This is a genomic window from Haloferax sp. DFSO52 (assembly GCF_048158745.1).
GTDB lineage: Archaea > Halobacteriota > Halobacteria > Halobacteriales > Haloferacaceae > Haloferax.
On record NZ_JBLOPB010000002.1, the window covers coordinates 902,755 to 926,378 of the forward strand.

The 23,624-nt window shown below is 61.6% G+C and carries 27 protein-coding genes; 19 read left to right on the plus strand and 8 right to left on the minus strand.

Annotated elements, in window-relative coordinates:
* The first annotated feature begins 94 nt into the window (after positions 1-94).
* Positions 95-886: an alpha/beta fold hydrolase gene (locus ACK3SC_RS14195; RefSeq protein ID WP_416840836.1), complete on the plus strand. Its 792-nt coding sequence runs from the start codon at positions 95-97 to the stop codon at positions 884-886.
* Positions 887-1,109: 223 nt separating this feature from the next.
* Positions 1,110-1,259, plus strand: a complete 150-nt coding sequence (locus ACK3SC_RS14200) for a hypothetical protein (protein WP_416840837.1) — start codon at positions 1,110-1,112, stop codon at positions 1,257-1,259.
* A gap of 24 nt (positions 1,260-1,283) precedes the next feature.
* Here the strand turns inward: ACK3SC_RS14200 and ACK3SC_RS14205 are convergent, their stop codons facing one another.
* Complete coding sequence (locus tag ACK3SC_RS14205) at positions 1,284-1,823, minus strand: DUF5817 domain-containing protein (RefSeq protein ID WP_416840838.1); 540 nt, start codon at positions 1,821-1,823, stop codon at positions 1,284-1,286.
* A 107-nt stretch (positions 1,824-1,930) separates the two neighbouring features.
* Between ACK3SC_RS14205 and ACK3SC_RS14210 the strand changes: the two genes are divergently transcribed.
* From ACK3SC_RS14210 to ACK3SC_RS14220, 3 genes are all read left to right on the plus strand, one after another.
* Positions 1,931-2,275: a cupin domain-containing protein gene (locus tag ACK3SC_RS14210; RefSeq protein ID WP_416840839.1), complete on the plus strand. Its 345-nt coding sequence runs from the start codon at positions 1,931-1,933 to the stop codon at positions 2,273-2,275.
* Positions 2,276-2,442: 167 nt separating this feature from the next.
* On the plus strand, positions 2,443-2,997 hold the full coding sequence (locus ACK3SC_RS14215) for a hypothetical protein (protein ID WP_416840840.1): 555 nt from the start codon (positions 2,443-2,445) through the stop codon (positions 2,995-2,997).
* 212 nt (positions 2,998-3,209) lie between these two features.
* Positions 3,210-3,644 (plus strand): hypothetical protein, encoded by a 435-nt coding sequence (locus ACK3SC_RS14220; RefSeq protein WP_416840841.1) that lies wholly within the window; start codon positions 3,210-3,212, stop codon positions 3,642-3,644.
* A 132-nt stretch (positions 3,645-3,776) separates the two neighbouring features.
* Here ACK3SC_RS14220 and icd read toward each other — a convergent pair whose 3' ends face one another.
* A complete protein-coding gene (gene icd, locus ACK3SC_RS14225) occupies positions 3,777-5,030 on the minus strand; it encodes an isocitrate dehydrogenase (NADP(+)) (protein WP_416840842.1) in 1,254 nt (417 codons plus the stop codon).
* 151 nt (positions 5,031-5,181) lie between these two features.
* Here icd and ACK3SC_RS14230 point away from each other — a divergent pair, with 151 nt between their 5' ends.
* The 5 genes from ACK3SC_RS14230 (at position 5,182) to ACK3SC_RS14250 (ending at position 8,622) form a co-directional block, all read left to right on the plus strand.
* Complete coding sequence (locus ACK3SC_RS14230; protein WP_416840843.1) at positions 5,182-6,099, plus strand: isoaspartyl peptidase/L-asparaginase; 918 nt, start codon at positions 5,182-5,184, stop codon at positions 6,097-6,099.
* Between the two features lie 63 nt (positions 6,100-6,162).
* Positions 6,163-7,098: an oxidoreductase gene (locus ACK3SC_RS14235; protein ID WP_416840844.1), complete on the plus strand. Its 936-nt coding sequence runs from the start codon at positions 6,163-6,165 to the stop codon at positions 7,096-7,098.
* A gap of 83 nt (positions 7,099-7,181) precedes the next feature.
* A complete protein-coding gene (locus ACK3SC_RS14240) occupies positions 7,182-7,610 on the plus strand; it encodes a hypothetical protein (RefSeq protein ID WP_416840845.1) in 429 nt (142 codons plus the stop codon).
* An 88-nt stretch (positions 7,611-7,698) separates the two neighbouring features.
* The gene (locus ACK3SC_RS14245; protein WP_416840846.1) at positions 7,699-8,331 is read left to right on the plus strand and encodes a DsbA family oxidoreductase; all 633 of its coding nucleotides are present in this window, start codon (positions 7,699-7,701) and stop codon (positions 8,329-8,331) included.
* Positions 8,332-8,466: 135 nt separating this feature from the next.
* Positions 8,467-8,622, plus strand: a complete 156-nt coding sequence (locus tag ACK3SC_RS14250; protein ID WP_416840847.1) for a hypothetical protein — start codon at positions 8,467-8,469, stop codon at positions 8,620-8,622.
* 24 nt (positions 8,623-8,646) lie between these two features.
* On the opposite strand, the gene ACK3SC_RS14255 is transcribed toward ACK3SC_RS14250, so the two are convergent.
* Complete coding sequence (locus tag ACK3SC_RS14255) at positions 8,647-9,288, minus strand: dienelactone hydrolase family protein (protein WP_416840848.1); 642 nt, start codon at positions 9,286-9,288, stop codon at positions 8,647-8,649.
* Between the two features lie 166 nt (positions 9,289-9,454).
* Between ACK3SC_RS14255 and ACK3SC_RS14260 the strand changes: the two genes are divergently transcribed.
* The 3 genes from ACK3SC_RS14260 to ACK3SC_RS14270 are packed head-to-tail and all read left to right on the plus strand — an operon-like array spanning position 9,455 to position 11,836.
* On the plus strand, positions 9,455-10,504 hold the full coding sequence (locus tag ACK3SC_RS14260) for a thiamine pyrophosphate-dependent dehydrogenase E1 component subunit alpha (protein WP_416841231.1): 1,050 nt from the start codon (positions 9,455-9,457) through the stop codon (positions 10,502-10,504).
* Positions 10,504-11,544: an alpha-ketoacid dehydrogenase subunit beta gene (locus ACK3SC_RS14265; RefSeq protein WP_416840849.1), complete on the plus strand. Its 1,041-nt coding sequence runs from the start codon at positions 10,504-10,506 to the stop codon at positions 11,542-11,544. The genes ACK3SC_RS14260 and ACK3SC_RS14265 overlap by 1 nt, the downstream gene beginning before the upstream one ends.
* A 31-nt stretch (positions 11,545-11,575) precedes the next feature.
* On the plus strand, positions 11,576-11,836 hold the full coding sequence (locus tag ACK3SC_RS14270) for a lipoyl domain-containing protein (RefSeq protein WP_416840850.1): 261 nt from the start codon (positions 11,576-11,578) through the stop codon (positions 11,834-11,836).
* A gap of 52 nt (positions 11,837-11,888) precedes the next feature.
* Here the strand turns inward: ACK3SC_RS14270 and ppk1 are convergent, their stop codons facing one another.
* Positions 11,889-14,141, minus strand: a complete 2,253-nt coding sequence (ppk1, locus tag ACK3SC_RS14275; RefSeq protein ID WP_416840851.1) for a polyphosphate kinase 1 — start codon at positions 14,139-14,141, stop codon at positions 11,889-11,891.
* A 100-nt stretch (positions 14,142-14,241) separates the two neighbouring features.
* Entirely contained in the window at positions 14,242-14,943 is a 702-nt protein-coding gene (locus ACK3SC_RS14280) for a metallophosphoesterase family protein (RefSeq protein ID WP_416840852.1), read from the minus strand.
* 157 nt (positions 14,944-15,100) lie between these two features.
* On the opposite strand from ACK3SC_RS14280, the gene map reads away from it, so the two are divergent.
* The 3 genes from map to ACK3SC_RS14295 all read left to right on the plus strand — a co-directional run bounded on the left by map (position 15,101) and on the right by ACK3SC_RS14295 (position 17,633).
* On the plus strand, positions 15,101-15,991 hold the full coding sequence (map, locus tag ACK3SC_RS14285; RefSeq protein ID WP_416841232.1) for a type II methionyl aminopeptidase: 891 nt from the start codon (positions 15,101-15,103) through the stop codon (positions 15,989-15,991).
* A 73-nt stretch (positions 15,992-16,064) separates the two neighbouring features.
* Complete coding sequence (locus ACK3SC_RS14290; protein WP_416840853.1) at positions 16,065-16,616, plus strand: HIT family protein; 552 nt, start codon at positions 16,065-16,067, stop codon at positions 16,614-16,616.
* Between the two features lie 81 nt (positions 16,617-16,697).
* A complete protein-coding gene (locus ACK3SC_RS14295; protein WP_416840854.1) occupies positions 16,698-17,633 on the plus strand; it encodes a cation diffusion facilitator family transporter in 936 nt (311 codons plus the stop codon).
* A 25-nt stretch (positions 17,634-17,658) separates the two neighbouring features.
* Here ACK3SC_RS14295 and ACK3SC_RS14300 read toward each other — a convergent pair whose 3' ends face one another.
* Both ACK3SC_RS14300 and ACK3SC_RS14305 read right to left on the minus strand, forming a co-directional pair.
* A complete protein-coding gene (locus ACK3SC_RS14300; protein ID WP_416840855.1) occupies positions 17,659-18,249 on the minus strand; it encodes a S26 family signal peptidase in 591 nt (196 codons plus the stop codon).
* 167 nt (positions 18,250-18,416) lie between these two features.
* Entirely contained in the window at positions 18,417-19,697 is a 1,281-nt protein-coding gene (locus tag ACK3SC_RS14305; protein ID WP_416840856.1) for a tRNA (N(6)-L-threonylcarbamoyladenosine(37)-C(2))-methylthiotransferase, read from the minus strand.
* 234 nt (positions 19,698-19,931) lie between these two features.
* Here ACK3SC_RS14305 and ACK3SC_RS14310 point away from each other — a divergent pair, with 234 nt between their 5' ends.
* From ACK3SC_RS14310 to ACK3SC_RS14320, 3 genes are all read left to right on the plus strand, one after another.
* Positions 19,932-20,333: a DUF5518 domain-containing protein gene (locus tag ACK3SC_RS14310; protein ID WP_416840857.1), complete on the plus strand. Its 402-nt coding sequence runs from the start codon at positions 19,932-19,934 to the stop codon at positions 20,331-20,333.
* A gap of 120 nt (positions 20,334-20,453) precedes the next feature.
* Entirely contained in the window at positions 20,454-21,737 is a 1,284-nt protein-coding gene (locus ACK3SC_RS14315) for a PQQ-binding-like beta-propeller repeat protein (protein ID WP_416840858.1), read from the plus strand.
* Complete coding sequence (locus tag ACK3SC_RS14320) at positions 21,734-22,936, plus strand: PQQ-binding-like beta-propeller repeat protein (protein ID WP_416840859.1); 1,203 nt, start codon at positions 21,734-21,736, stop codon at positions 22,934-22,936. The genes ACK3SC_RS14315 and ACK3SC_RS14320 overlap by 4 nt, the downstream gene beginning before the upstream one ends.
* Before the next feature lie 35 nt (positions 22,937-22,971).
* Here the strand turns inward: ACK3SC_RS14320 and deoC are convergent, their stop codons facing one another.
* Positions 22,972-23,610 carry a deoxyribose-phosphate aldolase gene (gene deoC, locus ACK3SC_RS14325; protein WP_416840860.1) on the minus strand — a complete coding sequence of 213 codons (639 nt, stop codon included), beginning with the start codon at positions 23,608-23,610 and terminating at the stop codon, positions 22,972-22,974.
* Positions 23,611-23,624 lie beyond the last annotated feature (14 nt).

A 23,624-nucleotide genomic window follows, 5' to 3' on the forward strand; every position in this document is an offset into this window, starting at 1 on the left:
GGTACCCTGTGAACGACCGGTGTACAGATGGCTCGCCGCAACTCGTGAGAAATGCTAACGTGGATTGGCGACCTAGTTCTAGCCTCGAACGAGTATGGAGACCATCTCGTCGATGGACGGTACCCAGATTGCTTACGAACGAACCGGCAACGGTCCGCCACTGGTCCTCGTCCACGGGACTTCCGCCGACCACACACGCTGGGAAATCGTCCGGTCACCCCTCGAAGCGCACGCCACGCTGTACGCAATCGACCGTCGAGGCCGTGGTGAGAGCGGCGATAGCCCTGACTACGCGTTGGAACGTGAGTTCGAAGACATCGCCGCAGTCGTGGACTCGATCGCCGAACCGGTGATTCTTCTCGGCCATTCGTTCGGGGCGCTCTGCTCCCTCGAGGCGGCCCTCCGCACCGACAATCTGCTCAAACTCATCCTGTACGAACCGCCGATTCCGATTGGAGACCACTACCCCGACACTGAAGACGTCGTCACCGAGATGATGGCGCTGTACGAAGACGGGAACGCCGAGGAAGCGCTCGTGTTGTTCTTCACCGAGGTTGCGAGAGTCCCACCGATGGAACTCGACGCGCTCCGGGCGGCACCGAACTGGCCCGCCCGCGTCGCCGCAGTCAAATCCGTCATCCGTGAGGTTTCGCTCGACGACCAGTACGAGTTCGACGCCACTCGGTTCGAAGACCTGACCGTCCCGACGTTGCTGTTGTCGGGAAGCGAGAGCGCACCGTTCCTCAAGGCCGCAATCGAGGCACTTCGAACCGCGCTCCCTGACAACCGAGTCGTCGTCTTCGACGGGCACGCTCACGCCGTGATGAACACTGCACCGGACCGCTTCGTCGACGAAGTCGTCAGTTTCCTCCGAGAATCACGCTAACGTCCGGCGACTGCTGACTGGTGTTCACTTTCGTGGGAGGCTCTCAACAGAACCGTCGGGTACAGGCGCTTCACTCGGTCGAAACCTGGTCTCTCAGCTGTAAACACACGACGTTCACTTTCACTCTACACTCGTGGCTCGATTTTAATCCATTCTCTCTGGTACGTTTACGAGCGTCCGTCAGGAGAGCACCTGCGGGCGTGTCCACACTCCCTTCCCCACCATGTACGCACCCTCCCGTAGTACCGACCCCGAATCGGACGACGACCACGACGACGTACGCCGCATCGCACTCGCGTTGCGTCTGTTGAAGTTAGCACTCGGCGTCGTCGCCTCGGCGCTCACCATCGCCAAGTTGCTCGGGTATCTCTGAGTACTCGTCGTTCCCGCTCCGTGCTCAGAGCAACCGATACCGGCCGCCAGACTCGGACACGTCGCCGCGCCGGCGGAGTTTCTCCAGCAGGTCACGGGCCTTCTCTTCGGGGACTCCGCGTTCGCTGGCGGCAGCGACGATTTCGTCTTCTGTCGGTCTGTCGCCGTCGCGTACCGCTTCTTTCACGGCAGTCAGCCGGTTCACCGACCCTGACGACGCTGCTCGCCCGCGTTTCGCCTGTTCGCCGGCGTCGAACACTTCGTCTGCGTCGAGTCCCGACGCTTCGAGATACTCTCTGTCGTCGACACCTGACTCGGCCACCTGTCGGCCGAGTTCAGAGACGTGTTCGACCTGTGCGAACGCTTCGCTGTCGCCGTGTTTCTTTGCCAGGAGTGCTGCTCGGGCCTGTCTCGCTGCATCTCGGTCCTCGGATTCGAATAACCGGCGGAGCTTTTTGGTCTGATGTCGTCGCCCGCATCGCGGACAGGTCGCCGTCTTCGACTCGCGAGGGTCCGAGAGCAACCACAGATTCGCACAGTCGGTACACCCGACAACCGCGTACATAGTGGTGAGTTGCCCGGCATCCGGTTTGAACGTTCGGGGGCGGAGTCGGGTCACCACTCTTGGCAGGTGTCCATCGGTTTTATCTCCGCAGCGAGTGGCCTGTCACCATGGACCGAATTGCAACCGACGACGTAGAATCGACCGAGGCGGTCGAAGACGTCTATCTCGGGCTCCTTGCGGGTGGCGAGAAGATGAACATCCAACACGTTCGTATCGAACCGGGTGGCTCGGTGCCGGTTCACCACCACCCACACGAACAGGTTGGGTACATCTTCGCCGGCGAGTTGACCTTCATCGTCGGCGACGAGGGCGAGGAGATCGTCGTCGGCCCCGGCGACTCCTACTCACTTGCAAGCGAGGAACCGCACGGTGCAGAGAACCGCGGAGATGAGACAGTCATCGGCATCGACGTATTCTCGCCGCCCAGAGACAACCCACCGTGGTTGGACTGACCGTCGCATCGGCGGAGTATACCACCGTACGAGAAAGCATTTATCAATAGGTTGTAACTAGACTGCTGACGGTAGTCACTAACTATGCCCTCCACACGCGTATCTCCAGTATGGCTAGCGCCCAGCCTACCGGACGAAAACCAACGAAAACCCACTCACGCACGGCGATGAGTCGGTTCGCTCTCTCGCGAAGCCCGCGGGTCTGGTTCTTCGTCGGCATCTGGGCAGTGTTCGTGAGTGCCCTCCACTTCGGTGGCCTCGCGTACGACATCTACACGAAGATCTGGTGGTGGGACCTGCTCACTCACTCACTGTCTGGATTCGGGGTCGCAGGCGTCCTCTTCGTCGTCTTTCCACGGATGTTCGACGGCCCTCGCGCACCAGTCGTCGTCGCGGGGGTCATACTCGCTATCGGCGCAGGGTTCGAGGTGTACGAGTATCTGTTCAAGGACTTCTGGTACGGATGGTCGGCGTCGTACTACGCCGAAGACACCCTCACCGACCTTGTGGTGGATGTCGTCGGCGCACTCGGGTTCCTCGTCGTCGTAGACGGCGTGGTCCGACTGACGGACACCCCGGTCGAGGAACCGACCGAACCGCACTCCACTCCGGTCCGAACCACCCTGCGGTCTGACGGTGGTCACCGTTCGGTTCTCGACGAGAACTCGGTCCACTCGAGGCAGGCTCACTCGCCCCGACGTGGCCCACGCTCTCGTCGCTAACACCACGTGCCTCGTCGCGAACACCACGTGTCTCGGCGCTAACGCTACGTGCCTCGACGGATTCGGATTAAATTAACCGTAAACCAGTCGCTCCGCCTGAATAACGTACATATCACAGATTCCCGTTCTTCCCGTATGGGAACGCTCGGCTACCGCCTTCTGACACAGACACACTTCACCGCGCTCGGCGCACTGCGCCTCCCACGCCGCGAATGCTAAGGCGAACGTGGAATCAGATGGTAGCACCGCGCTGGGAAGAACGTCCGCGGGAGATGACTGTCGTCTTCGCGTGGGGTGGTGCTGTCACCTTCACTCACTTTACGAGCATGGCGTTGTTCCTCTACACGAAGATCTGGTGGTGGGACCTCTTCGTCCACGCCGCATCCGGATTCGGTGTTGCGGCCCTGTTGTACGTCCTCCACCCTCGACTGCTCCGGTCACCCGTCGCCCTGCTCGTCGTTCTTCCGATGGCCGTCGCCGCCATCGGCACGTGGTTCGAAGTGTACGAGCGACTCTTCACCGACTTCTGGGTCGACTGGACCATGGCGTACTATCTCGAAGATACGTGGGCCGATATCGTCGCCGACACCGCCGGCGCAGTCGTCTTCGGCGTGGTGCGACCGCTGTGGAGTCGGTTGATGGGGTGAGACGTCGCTCTCGGAGACTGTAGAAAGAGAGAAAATCGGGGGCTCACTCGGCCACGATAGGTGAGAGACTCGCTTACGCGAGCGTTTCGATGTTCTCGGAAATCACAGATTTCCGAGCGCTCGAAAAACTCTCTACGAGAGTTTCTCGATATTCTCGACGACCTTGTCGGCGTACTCGCTCGTTGCGAGCTTGTTGCCGCCTTCGATCTGGCGTTCGAGGTCGTACGTCACGTCGCCCTCGGAGATGGTTTTCTCGACAGCGTCGCGGATGAGTTTGCCGGCGTCCTTCCAGCCCATGTACTCGAACATGATACGGCCGGAGAGAATCATCGCGGTCGGGTTGACCTTGTCCTGACCCGCGTACTTGGGTGCGGAGCCGTGGACGGGCTCTGCGAGACAGAGACCCTCACCGAAGTTGCCACCGGGGGCGATGCCGAGGCCACCGATCTGTGCACCCGCGGCGTCGGACATGTAGTCGCCGTTGAGGTTCATCGTGGCGATGACGTCGTAGTCGGCGGTGCGGGTGAGGAGTTGCTGGAGCATGTTGTCTGCGATGCGGTCCTTGACGACAACCTTGTCCTCGGGCTTCTCGCCGTCGTACTCCTCCCAGAGTTCGTCTTCGGTGATGGTGACGTCGCCGAACTCCTCTGCTGCGAGTTCGTAGCCCCAGTCACGGAAGGCACCCTCGGTGAACTTCATGATGTTACCCTTGTGGACGAGCGTGACGGAGTCACGGTCGTTTTCGAGGGCGTACTCGATTGCTTCGCGGACGAGGCGCTTCGTCCCGAACTCGGTGATGGGCTTGATGCCGATGCCGACGGGGCCGTCGTGGATGACGCCCGTGGCACCCATCTCGTTCTCGATGAACTCTTTGACTTGCTGGACTTCGTCGGTACCGGCTTCCCACTCGATGCCGGCGTAGACGTCTTCGGTGTTCTCGCGGAACGTGACCATGTCCATCGCCGAGGGGTTCTTGACGGGCGACGGGACACCGTCGAGGTGGTAGGTCGGGCGGACGTTCGCGTAGAGGTCGAGCTTCTTGCGGAGCGCGACGTTCAGCGAGCGGAAGCCTGCACCGACAGGGGTCGTGAGCGGGCCCTTGATTGCGACGCGGTGGTCGCGGATGGCGCTGACGGTGTCCTCTGGGAGGTTCTCGTCGTACTTGTCGCGAGCGGATGCACCGGCGTAGACGCGCATCCAAGATACAGAGCGACCGGTTGCTTCGGCAGCAGCGTCGAGAACCTTCTGTGCGGCGGGACCGACGTCCGTTCCGATTCCGTCACCGTGGATGATGGGGATAATCGGGTTGTCGGGGACAGAGAGCTCGCCGTCCTCGAACGTAATCTTCTCGCCGTCTTCAGGAACCTCAATCTGGTCGTAACTCATGAACAATCAGGGGTTTTCATCGCGGTGTAAAAGTCCTGCCGTTCTCCCGCTCGTTCTGCAATATTCACCGATTTTCGCAGTCTATCGATACGTTTCCACTCGACTTCCGGGCGGCGACACGTTTACCAACAGTCTGCGATTGCGACTACATATGCGAATTATCGTCCACGGTGGGGCAGGTGGCGTCCCTGACGAACCAGAACCCAGACAGGCGGTTCTCGACGAGGCGGCCGCAGCAGGTGTCACAGCATCTGACCCCCTTTCGGCGGTCGAAACATCTGTCCGGGTACTCGAATCCGACCACCGGTTCAATGCAGGCGTCGGTGGTGCTGTGCAGTCTGATGGCGTCGTCCGAACCGACGCCGGCGTGATGACGAGCGACCGGCGTGCCGGTGCCGCAGCGGGGATGGACGGCGTCGAACACGCTGTCTCCGTCGCTCGTGCTGTCCTCGAAGAGACACCACACGTGCTGTTGGTCGGCGACCCAGCAGTCGATTTCGCAGCGGATATCGGCGTCGAGACGGCTGTCGACCTCTTCACCGACGAGACCCGGGAGCGATGGGAGGCGGCCGACGCACCAGACGGGTCCGCACAGACACATCTCGACTGGCTTGCAGACCGGTTCGGCGGAAGTACCAGCGACCCAACGGCGGAAGAAAGCGATGGACACGTCCGGGCAGACGACGCTCGCCTTCCCGGCCACGACACAGTCGGTGCTGTCGCGACCGACGGCGAGACGTTCGCCACCGCAACCTCGACAGGTGGGCGGTGGTTCGCGCTCGCTGGTCGCGTCGGGGACGTACCGCAAATCGGCTCTGGCTTCTACGCTGCCCCTGCTGGTGCGGCATCGACGACGGGTGCCGGTGAGGACATCGCTCGTGTGACTCTCGCTCGGCGGGCAGTTCGACACGTCGAACGTGGCTGTGACGCACAGACCGCCGCTGACCTCGCTATCGAAGCGTTCGGCGAACTCACCGGGTCGTCCGCCGGCGTCATCCTCCTCGACGACCACGGGTTCGGGTCGGCGTTCAACTCCGAAGGGATGCAGACCAGCACGGCGAGTCGATAACCGTCTCGGTTCGGGACCAAAACAGCCACCACGTTCTTTCTCTGTCGGTCCCTTTCGACATCCATGAGCGAGTGGACTGTCGAAGATATGCCCGACTGTTCCGGGAAGACTGCCATCGTCACAGGGGCAAACAGTGGTCTCGGGTTCGAGGCGACGAAGGCACTCTCTGCGAAGGGTGCACACGTCGTCATGGCCTGTCGAAGCCTCGACAGGGGCGAAGATGCGATGGCTGAGATTCGAACAGACGTCCCGGATGCGTCACTTTCGGTCTCAGAACTCGACCTTGCAGACCTCGACGCTGTTCACAGATTCGCCGACGACTTCGCAGACCAGTACGACGCACTGCACGTCCTCTGTAACAACGCGGGCGTGATGGCGATACCCCGAGACGAGACGGAACAGGGGTTCGAAACCCAGTTCGGCGTCAATCATCTCGGTCACTTCGTGCTGAGCGCACGCTTGTTCCCGCGTCTCCGTGAAACCCCGGGGGAGACGCGTCTCGTCACTGTATCGAGTGCCCTCCACGAGCGCGGGCACATGAACTTCGATGACCTCCACGGCGAGCGTCGATACGACGAGTGGGAGGCATACGCCCAGAGCAAACTCGCGAACCTCCTGTTCGCGTTCGAACTCGACCGCCGACTGACTGCCTCTGGCATCGACGACGTGGTGAGCGTCGGTGCACACCCCGGATACGCGGACACGAACCTCCAGTTCCGCGGTCCCGAAGAACGCGGGTCGACTGCTCGGCTGGTCGTGAGTAAACTCGCGAACGCCGTCTTCGCCCAGTCAGCAGCGAACGGCGCGCTGCCGCTTCTCTACGCTGCCACCGAATCGTCAGTCGAAAGTGGCGACTACATCGGCCCACAGGGTGTCTTTGAGATGCGTGGCTATCCGGGGACGACAGACGCACACGAGCGGGCCAGAGACCCGAAAACGGCGAAACGACTGTGGGAAGTCTCCGAGGAGTTGACGGAGACGCAGTTCCGACTCGCGTGAAACTCTGTCGAAGCCACTATTCTCCACTCTCAGCCCTTCTATCCAGCGAGATGTCCAAATACTGGCGAGTGCTATGAGTGGACATGACGAGTACATCTATCACACCTGAAACGTTCAACACGGCAATCGTCTCCACCTGTCGAACGACCCTCGGTGACTCGCTCCGGAGCGTCGTCTACTTCACCCGTGAGGAGTTCGAGGTGCTCTACGTGAGACAGGACCTCTATGGAGACGACGAAGAGATGCGGACGGTGAAGGCCGACCTCGTCGAGAGCGAACGGACTGGGTTCGGCCCACAGGAGACCTACAACCGGAAGGAAGACCCGACCGACGACGGTCCTGATTTCGGTGAGTACGAGTTCACCCTCCGCGTCTTTTCAGGGGGATTCGTCGGCCGTGTCGTCGCCGGTGACCACGGTGTCATCGTGACCACGGACGAACTCGACCTCTCGGAGTTCGAAGAGATGGAAGTCGCGATTCGCCGGATGCTCGAAGACACAGGTGACGAGTAACCACCTCGCACGTCGCTGGCGACGCGTGCTCGCCTCCGACGCACAACCAAGCAATTCGTTTTTGTAACCTCGTCTAATACGAGTCTGTATGACCGACTCACCGGCCGAACGTATCACCGTCTACTCCGACTACGTCTGTCCGTTCTGTTATCTCGGACGCGAGTCACTGAAACGATATCAGGAGACTCGTGACGAAGAACTCGCCATCGACTGGCATCCGTTCGACCTGCGAAGTCAGAAGCGCCGCCCCGACGGGAGTATCGACTTCTCTGTGGACGACGGAAAGGACGACGACTACTACGAACAGGCGAAACAGGGAGTTCGCCGGCTGCAAGACCGGTACGGCGTCGAGATGGAACTGGAGATTGCGACCGATATCGACTCGCTTCCGGCACAGGTGGTGTCGTACTACGTGAAACAGCACTACGACAACGAGACGTGGCTCGCATTCGACGTTGGCATCTTCGAGGCACTCTGGCAGGATGGTGCGGACATCGGTGACGAAGACGTACTCGTCGAACTCGCTGAAGACGCCGGTGTCGCTGGCGACGAAGTTCGCTCGGCCCTCGACGACGATGGGCTCTTCGAAGAAGTTCGCGAACAGTTCGCCGAAGCACAGCGTCACGGTGTCACTGGCGTCCCGACGTTCGCCTACGAAGGCTATGCTGCTCGCGGTGCAGTTCCACCAGAGCAGTTAGAACGACTCGTCGAAGGCGTCTAACCGTTCGTTCTACCCCAAACCATTTCACACAGTAGAGCGCCACGTCGCTCGATTTTGACATCTCAGAGCGTTCTACAGACAGCAGATTCGTCACCTGTTGGCTAGGTTAATCGTGTTAGCTGCCGTAGGTATTCTATGGCCAAGCGACACCACCGATGCAATCTCTGTGGCCGTGACTTCGACACCGGTGAACAGCTGAAAGAACACGTGGAACGCCGGCATCCGAAAGATGACGTTCGCTGGTGGGTCGTCGTCGAAGACCCGGCAAAGGACCTCAAATTCTCACGCTGAACGCGTCGAAGACACGAGGCCACCTCACCCGAGATGCGTCTCGAACCAGTCGGCCGCGAGTTCGGCCACGTCCTCCAGTTCGTCGGGTCGTTCGAAGAGGTGGCCGGCGCCCGGTATCACCTCCAGCGACTTCTCGCAGTCGAGTCGTTCGAACGAGTCGCGGTTGAGACTGAGTACGGGCTCGTCTGCGCCACCGACGATGAACAGCGTGGGCGCGCGGACGTCTCCCAGACGTGCGTCAGCGAGGTCCACACGGCCGCCGCGAGAGACGACAGCGCCCGTCTCGTCGCCCAGTTCGGCCGCCGCAAGCAATGCTGCTGATGCACCCGTACTCGACCCGAAGTAACCAATGTCGAGGGTTTTCGTGTCGTCTCGCTTCCGGAGCCATTCTGTTGCACCGAGCAGTCGTTCGACCAGCAACGGAATGTCGAACCGAGTCTCGTACGTCTCGTCTTCCTGTTCGGTCAAGAGGTCGAACAGGAGCGTCCCCACAGTTCGGTCGCGAATGACTTCTGCGACGTAGTTGTTCCGTGGACTCTTCCGACTGCTTCCACTGCCGTGTGCGAAGACGACGAGCCCCGAAGCGCCGGCAGGAACTCTGAGGTCACCTTCGAGTTCGACGCCATCGACGGGTATCGTGACCGATTCGAGAGTCTTGTCAGCCATACGAACAGATACGACGCGAGCCAATTTATTTCTGTACGCCAGAGCGCGTCCGCTGCGAAATTCGACTGTTCAGCCGACACGAGGTTCGCGTTTTACACAATTAATGTTAATATAGTATATCGTGTAGTCTCAATAGCACATGGTGAGTGTTAACGAACTCCAAACGATGTACGAGCAGATGGTTACTGCTCGGTACTACGAAGAACGATTACAAGAAGAGTATCTGGTCGGGAAGCAACCGGCATTCGACATCTCTGCGGGGCCGATTCCGGGTGAACTGCACCTCGCTGCAGGGCACGAATCCTCGGGTGCTGGTGTCTGTATCCATCTCCGAGACGACGACACGGTCACAGCGCCACACAGGCCCCACCACATCGCTATCGCGAAAGGTGTGGACCTGAAGAAGATGACTGCCGAAATCTTCGGCCGGAAGACGGGACTCTGTAAAGGAAAAGGCGGGCACATGCACCTGTTCGACCCGGACGTAAACTTCGCATGTTCGGGTATCATCGCGCAAGGGTGCCCGCCCGCAGTCGGCGCGGCGATGGCAGCGAAGAAACGCAACACCGACTCGGTTGCGGTTGCCTTCCTCGGTGAGGGGGCAATCGACCAGGGTGGGTTCCTCGAATCGCTCAACCTCGCGGCAGTCCACAACCTCCCCGTCGTCTTCGTCATCGAGGACAACGACTGGGCGATTAGTATGCCGAAAGACCGCGTGACCGACGTGAAAGACGGCTCACAGCGCGCCCGAGGATTCGACATGCACGGAAAGCGAATCGATTCCGACGACGCTGTCGCCGTCTACGAGGCGGCAGAAGAAGCCATCATGCGTGCTCGCGATGGCAACGGGCCGACGCTCCTCGAAGTGCAGGTCCATCGCCGGATGGGCCACTTCATGGGCGACGCCGAGGCCTACCGACCGGAAGCGGATATCGAGCATGCGAAACAACGCGACTCGATCGTCCGACTCGCCGACGACCTGCGGACACGCGGTGTGACCGACGACGAACTCGACGAGATTCGAGAGCGTGCACACGAGCGCGTCGACGAGGCAATCGCGTGGGCGAAAGAGCAGCCAGAACCCGACCCGTCGGAGGCGTACGAGGACGTGTTTACGAACCCGCCAGCGCAGACAGCGACAGACGGTGGTTCCGCAGACGGAGGAAACACGTCGGATGCGGCATCCGACGGCGGGAACGAGGGAGGTGAGCAATAATGGCGACTGAATCACGAGACGTTACACAGGCGACCGAGACGGACCGAGAACTGACGATGAGCAGAGCGATGGTCGAAGCCATCGCGTGGGAGATGCGTGAGAACGAAGAGGTGTTCTACATGGGCGAAGACGTCGCCGACTACGGCGGCATCTTCTCCAGTACGACCGGCCTCTTAGACGAGTTCGGCCGCGACCGAATCATGGACGTTCCCATCAGCGAGACGGCCTACCTCGGCGCAGCAGTCGGCGCGGCACAGGCCGGAATGCGCCCGATTGCCGAACTCATGTTCGTCGATTTCTTCGGCGTCGCGATGGACCAGATCTACAACCAGATGGCGAAGAACACCTACATGAGCGGCGGGTCGTTCTCCGTTCCGATGGTGTTGACCACTGCTATCGGCGGCACCTACAACGACGCTGGGCAACACTCCCAGACGCTCTTCGGGACCTTCGCCCACCTCCCCGGGATGAAAGTCGTCGTCCCGAGTAATGCCTACGACGCCAAGGGCCTGATGCACACCGCAATCCGCGACGACGACCCGGTGATGTACATGTTCCACAAGCGCCTCATGGGTCTCGGCTGGATGCCGTCGCCGCCGGGTCCGAAGACGCCCGTTCCGGAAGAAGACTACACGATTCCGTTCGGTGAAGCCGACATCAAGCGCCACGGGAACGACGTGACCGTCGTCACGCTCGGCCTGCAAGTCCACCGGTCGCTGGACGCGGCGAGCCAACTCGAAGACGACGGCATCGACGCCGAAGTCATCGACCTGCGGACGCTCGTCCCGCTCGACACCGACACCATCCTCGAATCGGTCCGGAAGACCGGGAAACTCCTCGTCGTGGACGAAGATTACCGGTCGTTCGGCGTGACTGGCGAAATCATCGCCCGCGCCGCAGAAGGGGCGCTCGACGACCTCCAGGCGGTCGAACGGCTTGCCATCCCGGACGTGCCGATACCCTACGCGCGCCCGCTGGAAGACGAAGTCAACCCCAGCACTGACAAAATCGCGGCGGCCATCCGCAGACTCCACGAATGAGCGGGACACAGAACTCATACGGAGGCCGTAGATGACCGACACCGTCGATATCGATTCGACGACGCTCTGGCCGGCCGATTCGGACGACGTCGACGAGGGCTACCTCTCGAACTGGTTCGTCCGCCAGGGCTCCGCCGTCGACGAAGGCGAGACCATCGGCGAGATGCAAGTCGAGAAAGTGAGCATCGACATCTCCGCCCCGACGAGTGGAACCGTCACGGAAGTCGTCGTCGCGGAGGGTGGCGAGTTCACACGCGGTGACGTCCTCGCTCGGATTCAGCCGAGCGCCTGAGGACGGCTATTTTTCGGATCGGTCGGAGAGGCGTATCGACTGAGAAGATCCGTCACGACTCGTGCTGCTCGTTTCTCACGCGCTCGGACTCCGCCAGCGCCCGGTCCATCAAGGTTCTGTGGGCTTCTCTTTTGTCGTCGTCGTTGGGTGGTCGAAGTTGTTCGTATCGTCCCTCGCTGTCCATCGTCCAGCGTCGGCGGTTGTCCGACTGGAGCGCATCGAGAACGGCTTCGAGTTCGACCCGCAGCGAGGGGTCTTCGACGGGTGCGATGGCTTCGACTCGCCGGTCGAGGTTTCGCACCATCCAGTCGGCAGACCCGACGTAGTACTCGGGGTCACCGTCGTTGTGGAAGTAGAAGATACGGGAGTGTTCGAGGAAGCGGCCGACGACGCTCGACACCGAGATGGTCTCAGAGATACCCTCGATTCCCGGGCGGAGACGGCAGATGCCGCGAACCACGAGGTCGATATCGACACCGGACATCGACGCCTCGTAGAGTTCGCGGACCATCTTCGGGTCTTCGATGGCGTTCATCTTGGCGACGATTCGGGCCTCCCGCCCGGCACGCGCGTGGTCCGCTTCGCGGCGGACGAGTCGCGTCATCTCTTCGCGGAGGTTGGTCGGCGCAACCAGCAGTTTGCGGTAGGTGTCGTGTCGTGAGTGGCCAGTGAAGAAGTTGAACAGGCGCACGAGGTCGTGGCCGATGTCTGGGTCGGCGGTGAACAGACCGAGGTCTGTGTAGTGTTTGGCAGTCTGCGAGTGGTAGTTCCCCGTCGAGACGTGCGAGTAGAGTTGGACGCCGTCGCCCTCTTCGCGGACCACGAGCGCCGTCTTCGTGTGTGCCTTCAGGCCGATGGTTCCATAGGCGACGTGGATTCCTTCTTCTTCGAGACGCCGGACCCATCTGAGGTTGTTCTCCTCGTCGAATCGGGCTTTGAGTTCGACCATCACGGCGACCTGTGTCCCGTTCTTCGCCGCCTCGATGAGTGTCTCGATGACTTCCGAGTCAGGTGCAGTCCGGTAAATCGTCGCCTTGATTGCGAGCACCCTGGGGTCGTTCGCCGCCGCTTGCAGGAACGTTCCGACGGTCCCGGTAAAGGAGTGATACGGGTGGTGGACGAGCACGTCTTTCCGGGCGATTTCGGTGAAGAGTGCGTCTGGGTCGTCTGCCGAGAGACCTGTGAATCTCGGGTGCGGTTGCGGGTGCCACGGTTCGACTTCCAGTTCTGGTCGGTCGAGGTCGAACAGCGTGGTCAATCCAGTGAAGTCCATCGGAATCTCGCGTTCGAACACCTCGTTGTCGTCGAGGTTGAGCTGTTCGACGAGGAGGTCACGGACTTCGCTCGGCGTATCGCTCTCGACTTCGAGTCTGACGACAGTCGCGAACCGACGCTGATGAAGCACGTCTTCTATCATCGCAATCAACCCCTCTGCGACCTCTTCGTTCCGCCGAATCTCGGCATTTCTCGTCACCCTGAACAGCGACGTGTCGATGAGTTCGACGTTCGGAAACAGCAAGTCGAGGTTGTGCTCGATAATGCGAGCGAGCGGGACGAACCGGGTTGATGCGTCGGGGGCAGTTGAGCCGTCGCCAGTGTGCGCGCTGACACTGACGAGTTGCGGCCGATTCCCCGGAACCTTCACACGAGAGAACTTCGTCCTGGCGTCGTCGTGTTCGCGGGTGCGGACCGCGAGCGAGAGTGAGAGATTCGAGATGAACGGAAACGGATGTGCTGGGTCGAACGTCAACGGGGTGAGCGTCGGGAGCACAGCAGTCTCGAAGTAGTCACGGAGCGCCTGCTGTTCGTCCGACGAGAGCTGCTCGTAAGCGACGATTTCGATACCCGCGTCTGCGAGCGCGGGTCTGACGAGTTGTTCGAAACAGGCGGTCTGTTGGTCTAACAGGTCGCGTGCACGCTCTAAGACGAGCGTCCACTGTTCGCGAGGAGTCCGGCCGTCGGGCGACAGTTCCGTCACGTCTGCGACGATTTGCTGTTTCAACCCGCCGACTCGTTTCATGAAGAACTCGTCGAGGTTCGTGGTGAGAATCGAGAGGAACTTCACCCGCTCGAACAGCGGATTGCGCTCGTCGAACGCCTCGTTGAGCACGCGTTCGTGAAAGGAGAGTTCGCTGAGTTCGCGATTGAGATACAGCGTCGTGTCCGAGAGGTCAACCTCGGCTGCGACTGACGACGTGTCAGTGCTATCGCGGACCAGAACAGGGGCGGTCGTCGGACGCTGACCGTCCGTAGCCTCCCCTTGAGATTCGTAGCTTCCACCGACGGATGCGTCGTCTTCGGACATCGATTGAGAGAATATGGTACTGCAGTGGACTTTACTTCGCCGCCTGTTCCGAGCGACCGGACGAGACGACGCGAGACTGACGTGAGACCGACTGTCCTCGTCAGACGAGTGCGGGTTGTCGAGGCTCGACGATTTTCGACTCTTTGCGTGATTCGTGGGTCACTTCGACGTCGACCGAGACGAGTTCGTCAGCGTGGAGGTCGTACGCCGTGAGTGCGCCGCCGTAGACCGCTCCCGTGTCGAGTCCCATCGCGTATTCGTAGACTGCCGGGCGGGCCATGACGGTGTGGCCGAAGAAGACCCGCTCGGGGCCCTCGTAGTGTTCGAACCAGAATGGACCATCGTAACTGTCGCCGGGAGTCATCGCACGCGTGTTTTCGAGCGCTTCGATGTCGTGGTCTTCGAGCGGGACGTCGGGGTGGACGCCGCCGTGGACGACGAGTGCACCCTCCCACGAGATTGCGACCGGAAGACTCTCAATCCACGCCAGGTCGTCGTCGGTCAACGCGTCGATTTCTTTCGTCCCGCGGATGAGTTTCTCTTCGTTGTTGCCGCGGACGGTGAGGAAGTTGTCGCGCTCGCGGACGTAGTCGACGACACCTTTGCTGTCGGGGCCTTTTCGGACGAGGTCGCCGACGAACACGACCAAATCCTCGGGGGAGGGGTCGAGCCGGTCGACGAGGCGTTCGAGCGCGGGGAGACACCCGTGTACGTCGCCGACGACGTAGACATCGTCCCAGTCGTTGAGGTTGACGTGGAGGTGCGTTTCGGCGACGTCGGGGTGGAACGTGAGTGCACTCATAGTAGCCAGTCTTGCAGGAGAGTTCCTCTGTCGTTTAGAAAGCGTTTCTAGGAGGACTTGTATGAACTATATAGTCACGCGACGGGGGCCGGAGGAGGGTGAATCTGTGCTTCTGTATCCCGCAATCGCTTTCCGGCGGGCCCCCGAACCCGAGCACATGAGCATCGGACCCCTCGACGACGAGACGGTCGAAAAGTATCGAGAGGCAGGAACGGTCCTCCGAACGGTGTTAGACGAGACGGCCGAGATGGTCGAACCCGGCGTCACCCACCTCGAAGTTGCCGAACACGCAGAAGCGCGCATCCGCGAACTCGCCGATGGCTGTGCCTTCCCGGCCAACATCAGCATCAACGAAGAAGCGTCACACGCGAGTCCGAGCCGCAACGACGAGACGGTCTTCGGTGAAGACATGGTCTGTCTCGACCTCGGCGTCCACGTCGACGGCTACATCGCCGACTCGGCGGTGACCATCGACCTCTCGGGCAACGACGAACTCGTCGAGTCCGCCGAAGAGGCGCTCGACGCCGCACTCGATATGGTCGAAGCGGGCGCACACACCGGAAAAATCGGTGCCGAAATCGAAGACGTGATTCGTGGCTACGGCTACACGCCGGTTCTCAATCTCTCGGGCCACGGCGTCGAACGGTGGGACGCCCACACCGACCCCACGATTCCAAACCGTGGTGCCGACCGCGGCGTCGAACTCGAAGTCGGCGACGTCGTCGCCATCGAACCGTTCGCAACCGACGGGTCGGGCAAGGTCACCGAGGGGTCGAAAAACGAGATTTACAGCCTCGTTCACGACCGGTCTGTCCGCGACCGAATGTCGCGCAAACTGCTCGACGAAGTCCGCGAGAAGTACAAACTGCTTCCCTTCGCCGCCCGCTGGTTCGAAGGTGGCCGCTCCGAGATGGCGATTCGCCGTCTCGAACAGCAGGGCGTGCTCCGTGGCTACCCCGTCTTGAAGGAAGAAGCGGGGGCGATGGTCGGACAGGCAGAAGACACCGTCATCGTCACCGAAGACGGCTACGAGAACATCACCCGGTAGGGAGTTCGTTCGGCAAAGCGGCCGGATCTCAGCAACCGAAACTGCTTGCATCCCCCCGTTCGTTCTCCTCGCTATGGACCAACTGTTCGCTCCGTGGCGCATCGACTGGGTGACGCGGGACGACGACCAGGACAGAGACGAAGACTACTGTCCGTTCTGTGCGCTCCCCGAACGCGACGACGACGCCGAGAGCAACATCGTCGCCCGTTCGGAACACTCGTTCGTCATTCTCAACAACTCTCCGTACGCCCCCGGTCACGTCATGGTCATTCCGTACCAGCACACCGGAGACTTCACGGACCTCTCCGACGAGGAACTCCTCGACCACGCCCGACTAAAATCGCTGACGCTCGACGCGCTCGACGCGGCGTTCGGGCCGAACGGGTTCAACACAGGGGAGAATCTCGGCGGGTCGGCCGCCGGCGGGTCTATCGACGACCACCTCCACACGCACGTCGTCCCACGGTGGAACGGCGATACGAACTTCATGCCGATCGTCTCCGATACGAAAGTCATCGTGCAAGCGCTCGACGACTCGTACGAACAGCTCCACGAGGCCTTCAGTGACCTCGATGAGGCCGTCGTCGGGGACGACGACACAGCGGTTTTCTTCGATTTAGACTGACTCAAAAACTCTTGTGAGTGGCGTCTAAACGGCTGCTACCACCCGAAGCGCATTTCAACCCCACTCCCGAACGTCACGGTAATGGAGCGGAAGCAGGCTATCCGTCGGGTTGGTGCTGTCATCCTCGTGGCGAACGTCCTGCTCGTCCTCGGAAAGGGGGCGGTGTGGTGGACGACGGGTAGTCTAGCTGTGGGGTCCGAAGCAGTGAACAGTCTCGCTGACGCCATCTACAGCACAATCATTCTCGCTGGCCTCTATCTGACGACGAAACCGCCGGACTTCGAACACCCACACGGCCACGAACGAATCGAACCGTTCGTCTCGTTGTTCGTCGCCGTCGGTGTCTTCGCCGCCGGCGGGGCGATTTTCTGGCAGAGTATCACGAGAATCCTCGACGGCACCTTCGGCGGGACGGCAGGAACGCTCGGCGTCGTCGTTCTCGCCCTCGCCGGCGTGGTCAAATACGGACTCTACCGCTACTGCTACGACGTGGGCCGCGAGCGAAACTCACCAGCACTCGTCGCCGCCGGACTCGACAACCGAAACGACATTCTCACCGCGGGTGCCGCGCTCGTCGGTGTTCTCGGTGCACAGGCCGGCTACCCGATTTTGGACCCGCTCGCCGCGATGGTCGTCTCCATCGGCATCGTCTACACGGGTGTCGAAATCGTCCGCGACAACGTCAACTATCTCGTCGGGGCCGCCCCGCCGGAGTATCTCCGTGAACTCATCGTCCAACGAGCACTGTCGCATCCGGACGTTCACGGCGCGCACGACGTGGTCGCTCACTACGTCGGCCCGGAGATCGACGTGAGTCTCCACATCGAAGTCGAAGGCGACATGACGCTCGCAGAGGCTCACGATATCGAGACGTGGGTGGTCCAGGCGATTCGAGACATCGACGAAGTCGACGACGTGTTCGTCCACATCGACCCGAGAGAACTCGGCGAGTGGAAAGACGGCCCGGAAGACGAGCGATACACCCCGTACACGCCGGACGGGAGTGGAGAGAAGTAGCGAGGGTACAGCGTCGATTCGGTCCTCAGAGCCGTTTTTGCAGTTCGAGGCGAAGGTTTCCGAGATACGGGATGTGGAACTGGGCTTTCGCTTCGACCCACTCTGGCCGGACCGGTGCCGCGATACCGCCGGCCTGGTCGTAGTACCCGTTGTTGTCGCCGCGAGTGATGTATCCCGCGTGGGGTGCAGGGCAGTTCTGCAACTCGGCACAGGAGCCAGCACCGTTGACGTACGACGTGTTCGCCTCGTCGTACCAGTTCTCACCGGATTCAACGAAGAACACGGCTCGGTGGATTATCGGCGACCCACGTCTCGACGGGGGTGCGTACACGATAACGTCGCCCTCGCCGCCGATTCTGCCGTAGCCTTCGCTGGCGTTCACGGTGACGATACCGTGTGCGTCGGCCGCGGGGCCACCGAACCGACCCTCGTCGGTGACGACCACGAGGTCACCGCGTTCGAGGTGTGGTTCCATACTCGCACTTTCGACGGCGACCATCGGTGGCCACACGCCCGTGGCAGCAAAGAGGACGGCACCGACGAGGACGACCCCGAGAACCGTCCGGAGGACGTCGCCGGCGACGAGACGAGACAGTGGAGGACCGTCAGAGGACATACAGGGTACTATGCAACCGGTGACACCAATCTGTCGGTTACTCCGTTCGACCACCGACCGTGTGAAGGTTCAAATACGATTCCGCCGCAGACCGCCCATGAGACACTGAATTATCTGGTCGTGCGGGCCATCGGCGGAGAACTCACGGGTGAAACTGCAGGCGTCAATCAGGCAGCTTTCGGCTCGACTCGCGTCTCGACTGGTTCACCGAAGGCGTAGACGGTCTGATGTGCGGTGACCGTCACCCGAGCGAAGTCGCCGGGTTCGAGGTCGTGTTCGGACGCGTTCTGGACGATAATCTGCCGGTAGGCTTCGTCGCGGCATTTCACGGAGTCGCCAGTGCCTTCCTCGACGACGAGTACGTCGCGTTCGGTGCCGACCATCTCTTCGTAGGCGGCGGCGACGATATCCATCTTGGCTTCGGACATCTCCTTCGAGCGTTCCTTCTTGATGGTCCCGCCGAGACCCTTCAGGTCGGCGGCGTCGGTGCCGGGGCGCTTCGAGAAACGCGTGACGTTGATTTTCTCGGGGCGAATCTCGCGGAGGAGGTCCATCGACTTCGCGTGGTCCTCGTCGGTTTCGGTGGGGTAGCCGACGATGAAGTCCGTCGAGAGCGTCCAGTATTCTAACTCCCGGTCGAAGGTTTCGACGATGTCTCGGAACTTGTCGACGCGGTGTTGGCGGCGCATGTGTTCGAGGACTTCGTCGGACCCTGACTGCACGGGCGCGTGGATGAAATTGTAGAGCTTGTCGTGCTTGGCGAACACGTCGGCGAGTTCCTCACGAATGCCGTGGACGCCACCGGGGTTGGCCATGCCGACGCGGACGCGGAAGTCGCCCTCGATTTCGGAGCAGATGCGGTCCAGCAGCTCTGGAAGCTTCCGGTCACCCTTGTCCCAGCCGTAGACGCCGGTGTCCTGGCCGGTGATGCGGAGTTCCTTCGCACCGGCGTGGACGAGCGCACGGGCTTTCTCGACGTTCTCCTCGACAGACGGGGAGTCGACCCGGCCAGTGGCGAACTTCGTGATGCAGTACGAACAGTTCGACATACACCCGCGAGCGATGGGGAGAATGCCGACGACACCGTCCAGGACGGGTTCGACACCCGGGCCGGGGGTTGGACACTCACCGTTGGTGACGGCCGTCGGCACGTCGTCCCAGTGGAGAATCTGGGCGTCGATTCCCTCTTCGCGGAAGTCGTTGCCCTGTGCGAGCGCCATACAGCCGGTGATGATGAGGTCTGCCGTCTCCTGTTCGAGTTCTTTGGCCCGGCGGAGCATGTTCCGCTCCGTCTTCTCCACGACCGTACAGGTGTTCATGATGGCGACGTCGGCTTCCGCAGGTCCATCGACGCGGTAGTGACCCGCATCGCGGAGGGCACTCTCGATGGCACGGCTCTCGCCGCGATTCGAGGTACAGCCATACGTCTCGATGTGGTATCGGGCCATTCGGTTACGTCATCTACCGGATGCGCGGCCAAAAACGACGCGGTATCAGACGGGGGTGTGTCACGCTCGCAGACCGGGTTGGCAGTGACCACGTCCTGCCGAGTGAGCACGCTCTCTCTACGAACCGTCTCTCGAACTCTGGAGGTTCCGGCCCAGCAGATACTCTTCTCACCAGTATCATCCGCAAAACTGCGAACATAATTCAAGCTCTCATACGTTGTATATAGGGATGCTATGGAACTCAACGTACGTGCAATCGCATACGGTTTTGTTGCGACACTCGTCATCGGTTTACTCAGCGGGTTTACCATCCCGTTCACCAGTGTAACTCTGCCGACAGTCGGCTACATCCTGACCGGGATTATCGGCGGCTTCGTCGCCGGATACATGGTGATGACCGGAACGACTGACGGCGCGCTCAACGGCCTCGTCGCAACCACGCTCGGTGGTATCTTCGTCGCGATCGGGCTGGTCGTGTTCAACATCCTGTTCACCGGGCTGTTCTTCGGCCTGACCACGTTCGCAGCGGCAATCGTCATCATCGTCCTCGCCGGCATCCCAGGCGCACTCGGTGGCGCCGTCGGCAGCATGATGAAAGAGCGCTCTGTCGAACGCACTGGCAGACCCGCAGCCTGAGCACGCACGACGAGACACCGGCCCAATTTTACGATTTTCGACTGTTCGACTCCGGAGTGCGCACTGTCCGTGTCCGGAGACGAAAAGCTACTTGTCACCACGTTATGAATTCTGTTGCACATGAATCTCCGCGGTATGCCCTCCAGCAATCGCGATTCAGCGCAACGAGGTGCGCCACTGTCACCACCGTCTCTTGGGCGACGTGACGCACTCGCTCTCGCTGGGTCGGGAGCACTTACTGCCCTCACCGGGTGTCTCGGTGGGGCCGACACCGCCGCCGACGACTCGCCAGAAGGAACGCAGTTCGACGCCGAGTGGCCCACCTACGCACACGACGACGCGAACACTGCCTTCTTACAGGAAGGCGATGCCGTGACGGAACCGGTCGTCGAGTACGAAGCGGACTTCGGAATGCCGACGTGGGAACCGGCCGCAATCGGGTCGTTCGCCTACACCGCCAGCGACCCGCTTCGAATCGTCGATGCCGCGGCGGGCGAAGAAGTCGAAACTGTCCCCGGCGACCGGTGGACGACGCCCGCCGTCCTCGATGGGTCGCTGTACTCGTCAGGCATCAGTGATGCCCCTCGTCGAATGGGCGTCTATCACGCCGAAACCGGCCGCACCCTCCGCAGCATCGAACTCCCTGCCGCACCGACGACGGCCCCCGCCTTCTCGAACGACCGCGAGACGATGTTTCTCGGCCTCAGAGACGAGCAACTCTGTGCCGTGGACCTGAACGCCGGCGAAGTGAAGTGGACCCGAAAACTGTACGGCGCGGTCCACCAGCAACTCGCTGTCAACCTCCGAGCTATCTTCGTCGTCACACAGGGTCAGCGCCTCTACTGCCTCGGAACAGATGGCAGTGGCTACTGGCAAACGGCGCTCGAAACCGCCGAACCGTACCCGGCCGTCGTCGGCGACGAACGCGTCTACATCGCCGGATGGGACCGCATCGCCGCACTGGAGAAGCGGAACGGCAACGTGGTCTGGGAAGACGACGGCGGCGTCCACGAGCGACTCGCGTTCGACGGGAAGCGGCTATACGCCTCCAGAGGCGGCCTTCGCGCCCTCGACGCCGAGACCGGTGAAGAACAGTGGTCGTTCGACCCGCGAGACGGCACGTCGGCCGCGAGCATCGCAGCCGACACTGTCTACGTGGGCACCGACGACGGGCGGTTGGTCGCGTTGAAACGCGGCGGAACAGACGTACTCGAAGACCGGGAGCGCTGGTCCATCGACCTCGGCAGCAACGTCGGTCACTCGATGGCCGCCACCGACAGGCGGGTGTTCTGCCCGGTTCTCCGCGACGACGGCCTGATGAGCCTCACCGTGGTCGCCGACGCGTCGGTGTCGGGGCAGTCGACGGCTGGGTCGGCAGCAACGCAAGGGGGTGAAGCGGCGTGAGACTCTCCAGACGCGATGCGCTCAAAGCGGTCGGCGCTGGTACGCTCACCGGTCTCGCCGGGTGTCTCGGCGGCGAAGACGACGGTTCGACCGGTGAGGGCCGGCCCGACTGGCCACACCCTCACTTCTCGCCGGAGGGGACGAGTTACAATCCCCGTGGGACCGGCCCTTCGTCGAAACCAACCGAAGCGTGGAGCGTCGAGGTCGGTGGGCTGGGAGCTACCCGCCCGACAGTGTACGAAGAGACGGTCTACTACGCGACGGGTGAGCGACTCCGGGCGTTCGATGTCGAGGATGGGACCGAACGCTGGTCGGTCGACGTTGAGTCCAATAGCGGGTTCAGGTCGCCGGTGACCGTCGATTCCGACCACGTCTACATCGGACAGACTGGTACCAGAACGGGCGTCCTCGCGTTCACCCACGACGGCGAAGAAGCGTGGCACGCACCGACCGAATCGAGCGTCTGGGCACCGATACTCCGACCGAATCCTGACGACAACCACATCTACGCGGCCGACACCGACGGCTACGTGTTCCGTATCCGTGCGAGCGACGGTGCTGTCGAGTGGAAAACCAAAGTGTTCGGTCCGGCAGTACGGTTGGCTGCCCGGTGGGACGAACTCGTCGTCGGAACCGAAGCAGGAGAAGTCTTCGCCCTCCTCGATTCAGGGGCAGAAGCCACAGGAATGTGGCGGACGAAACTCCCCGGGTCGATACAGGCACTCTCCGTGGTCTCGGGTGGTGACGTCGTCGCAGGAGCGTTCGGGGCAGGTGTTGCCCGCCTGCGAGGTGCTGCCCGTGCCGGTCGAATTGGATGGCATCAAAGAGAGTCCTCGCCGCATCGCTCCGTCGTCGTTGGTCCGGACCGTGTGTTCGCAACCGACGGAAGCGGCATCCACGCCTACGACGACCGCGATGGGTCACCCTCGTGGACCTCCGTCGGCGACTTCTTCGCACCCCCCGCGGGTGCCGGCGACACTATCTTCGTCTCCGACACGAGCGACGACGGCGGCGTCATCGCGTACGACCGCTCGGGTGGAGTCGGCGTCGGCAGTGCACGACTCGGCAACCACCGCTGGAAGTACTCGCTCGACGGAGGCGCAGTGACTGGACCGACGCCTGCGCACGACGCACTGTTCGTCGTCGAAGCGGGCGGTGAAAACGAGTCTGCGAAATTGGTCGCGTTGCGGGCCGAGTAAGAAGGACAGACGGGGTAGACCGTTATTTCAGACCGTTATTCGTCGGGCGCGCCCGAGACGATTTCGACGCCTGAGGAAGCACCGATTCGCTCGGCACCCGCTTCGAACATCGCGAGCGCATCCTCGTACGAGCCAACGCCGCCAGACGCCTTGACGGGGAGATATTCGGCCATGAGTTCCACGTCTTCGACCGTCGCGCCACCGTCGGCGAATCCGGTCGAGGTCTTGACGAACGCGGCGTCTGCCTCTTTTGCGGCCTCGCACGCCCGGTGTTTCTCTTCTTCAGTGAGCAGTGCCGTCTCGATGATGACCTTCACCGGGATGGGGACGGCGGCGACGACCTCGGAGATATCTTCGGTGACAACGTCGTCCTCGCCCGCTTTGAGTCGGCCGATGTTGATGACCATGTCGAGTTCGTCCGCACCGGCTTTCCACGCGTCGACTGCCTCTTCGTGTTTTGCGGCCGTGGTGTTCTGGCCGTGCGGGAAGCCGATGACCGTCGCGAGCACCACGTCGGGGGCGTATTCGGCCGCCTCTTCGACGTAGCACGGCGGGATACAGGCGTTCATTCCCCACTCGTCGGCCTCGTCGAGGACGGCTTCGACGTCTGCCATCGTCGTCTCGGGTCCGAGTACCGTGTGGTCGATACGGGGCGCGATATCGTCTCGGTTCATACCGAGAGGTGGAG

Coding starts and splice junctions, on each gene's coding strand:
- ACK3SC_RS14195 (WP_416840836.1), top strand. CDS start 95: ATGGAGACCATCTCGTCGATGGACGGTACCCAGATTGCTTACGAACGA.
- ACK3SC_RS14200 (WP_416840837.1), top strand. CDS start 1,110: ATGTACGCACCCTCCCGTAGTACCGACCCCGAATCGGACGACGACCAC.
- ACK3SC_RS14205 (WP_416840838.1), bottom strand. CDS start 1,823: ATGTACGCGGTTGTCGGGTGTACCGACTGTGCGAATCTGTGGTTGCTC.
- ACK3SC_RS14210 (WP_416840839.1), top strand. CDS start 1,931: ATGGACCGAATTGCAACCGACGACGTAGAATCGACCGAGGCGGTCGAA.
- ACK3SC_RS14215 (WP_416840840.1), top strand. CDS start 2,443: ATGAGTCGGTTCGCTCTCTCGCGAAGCCCGCGGGTCTGGTTCTTCGTC.
- ACK3SC_RS14220 (WP_416840841.1), top strand. CDS start 3,210: ATGCTAAGGCGAACGTGGAATCAGATGGTAGCACCGCGCTGGGAAGAA.
- icd (WP_416840842.1), bottom strand. CDS start 5,030: ATGAGTTACGACCAGATTGAGGTTCCTGAAGACGGCGAGAAGATTACG.
- ACK3SC_RS14230 (WP_416840843.1), top strand. CDS start 5,182: ATGCGAATTATCGTCCACGGTGGGGCAGGTGGCGTCCCTGACGAACCA.
- ACK3SC_RS14235 (WP_416840844.1), top strand. CDS start 6,163: ATGAGCGAGTGGACTGTCGAAGATATGCCCGACTGTTCCGGGAAGACT.
- ACK3SC_RS14240 (WP_416840845.1), top strand. CDS start 7,182: ATGACGAGTACATCTATCACACCTGAAACGTTCAACACGGCAATCGTC.
- ACK3SC_RS14245 (WP_416840846.1), top strand. CDS start 7,699: ATGACCGACTCACCGGCCGAACGTATCACCGTCTACTCCGACTACGTC.
- ACK3SC_RS14250 (WP_416840847.1), top strand. CDS start 8,467: ATGGCCAAGCGACACCACCGATGCAATCTCTGTGGCCGTGACTTCGAC.
- ACK3SC_RS14255 (WP_416840848.1), bottom strand. CDS start 9,288: ATGGCTGACAAGACTCTCGAATCGGTCACGATACCCGTCGATGGCGTC.
- ACK3SC_RS14260 (WP_416841231.1), top strand. CDS start 9,455: ATGTACGAGCAGATGGTTACTGCTCGGTACTACGAAGAACGATTACAA.
- ACK3SC_RS14265 (WP_416840849.1), top strand. CDS start 10,504: ATGGCGACTGAATCACGAGACGTTACACAGGCGACCGAGACGGACCGA.
- ACK3SC_RS14270 (WP_416840850.1), top strand. CDS start 11,576: ATGACCGACACCGTCGATATCGATTCGACGACGCTCTGGCCGGCCGAT.
- ppk1 (WP_416840851.1), bottom strand. CDS start 14,141: ATGTCCGAAGACGACGCATCCGTCGGTGGAAGCTACGAATCTCAAGGG.
- ACK3SC_RS14280 (WP_416840852.1), bottom strand. CDS start 14,943: ATGAGTGCACTCACGTTCCACCCCGACGTCGCCGAAACGCACCTCCAC.
- map (WP_416841232.1), top strand. CDS start 15,101: ATGAGCATCGGACCCCTCGACGACGAGACGGTCGAAAAGTATCGAGAG.
- ACK3SC_RS14290 (WP_416840853.1), top strand. CDS start 16,065: ATGGACCAACTGTTCGCTCCGTGGCGCATCGACTGGGTGACGCGGGAC.
- ACK3SC_RS14295 (WP_416840854.1), top strand. CDS start 16,698: ATGGAGCGGAAGCAGGCTATCCGTCGGGTTGGTGCTGTCATCCTCGTG.
- ACK3SC_RS14300 (WP_416840855.1), bottom strand. CDS start 18,249: ATGTCCTCTGACGGTCCTCCACTGTCTCGTCTCGTCGCCGGCGACGTC.
- ACK3SC_RS14305 (WP_416840856.1), bottom strand. CDS start 19,697: ATGGCCCGATACCACATCGAGACGTATGGCTGTACCTCGAATCGCGGC.
- ACK3SC_RS14310 (WP_416840857.1), top strand. CDS start 19,932: ATGGAACTCAACGTACGTGCAATCGCATACGGTTTTGTTGCGACACTC.
- ACK3SC_RS14315 (WP_416840858.1), top strand. CDS start 20,454: ATGAATCTCCGCGGTATGCCCTCCAGCAATCGCGATTCAGCGCAACGA.
- deoC (WP_416840860.1), bottom strand. CDS start 23,610: ATGAACCGAGACGATATCGCGCCCCGTATCGACCACACGGTACTCGGA.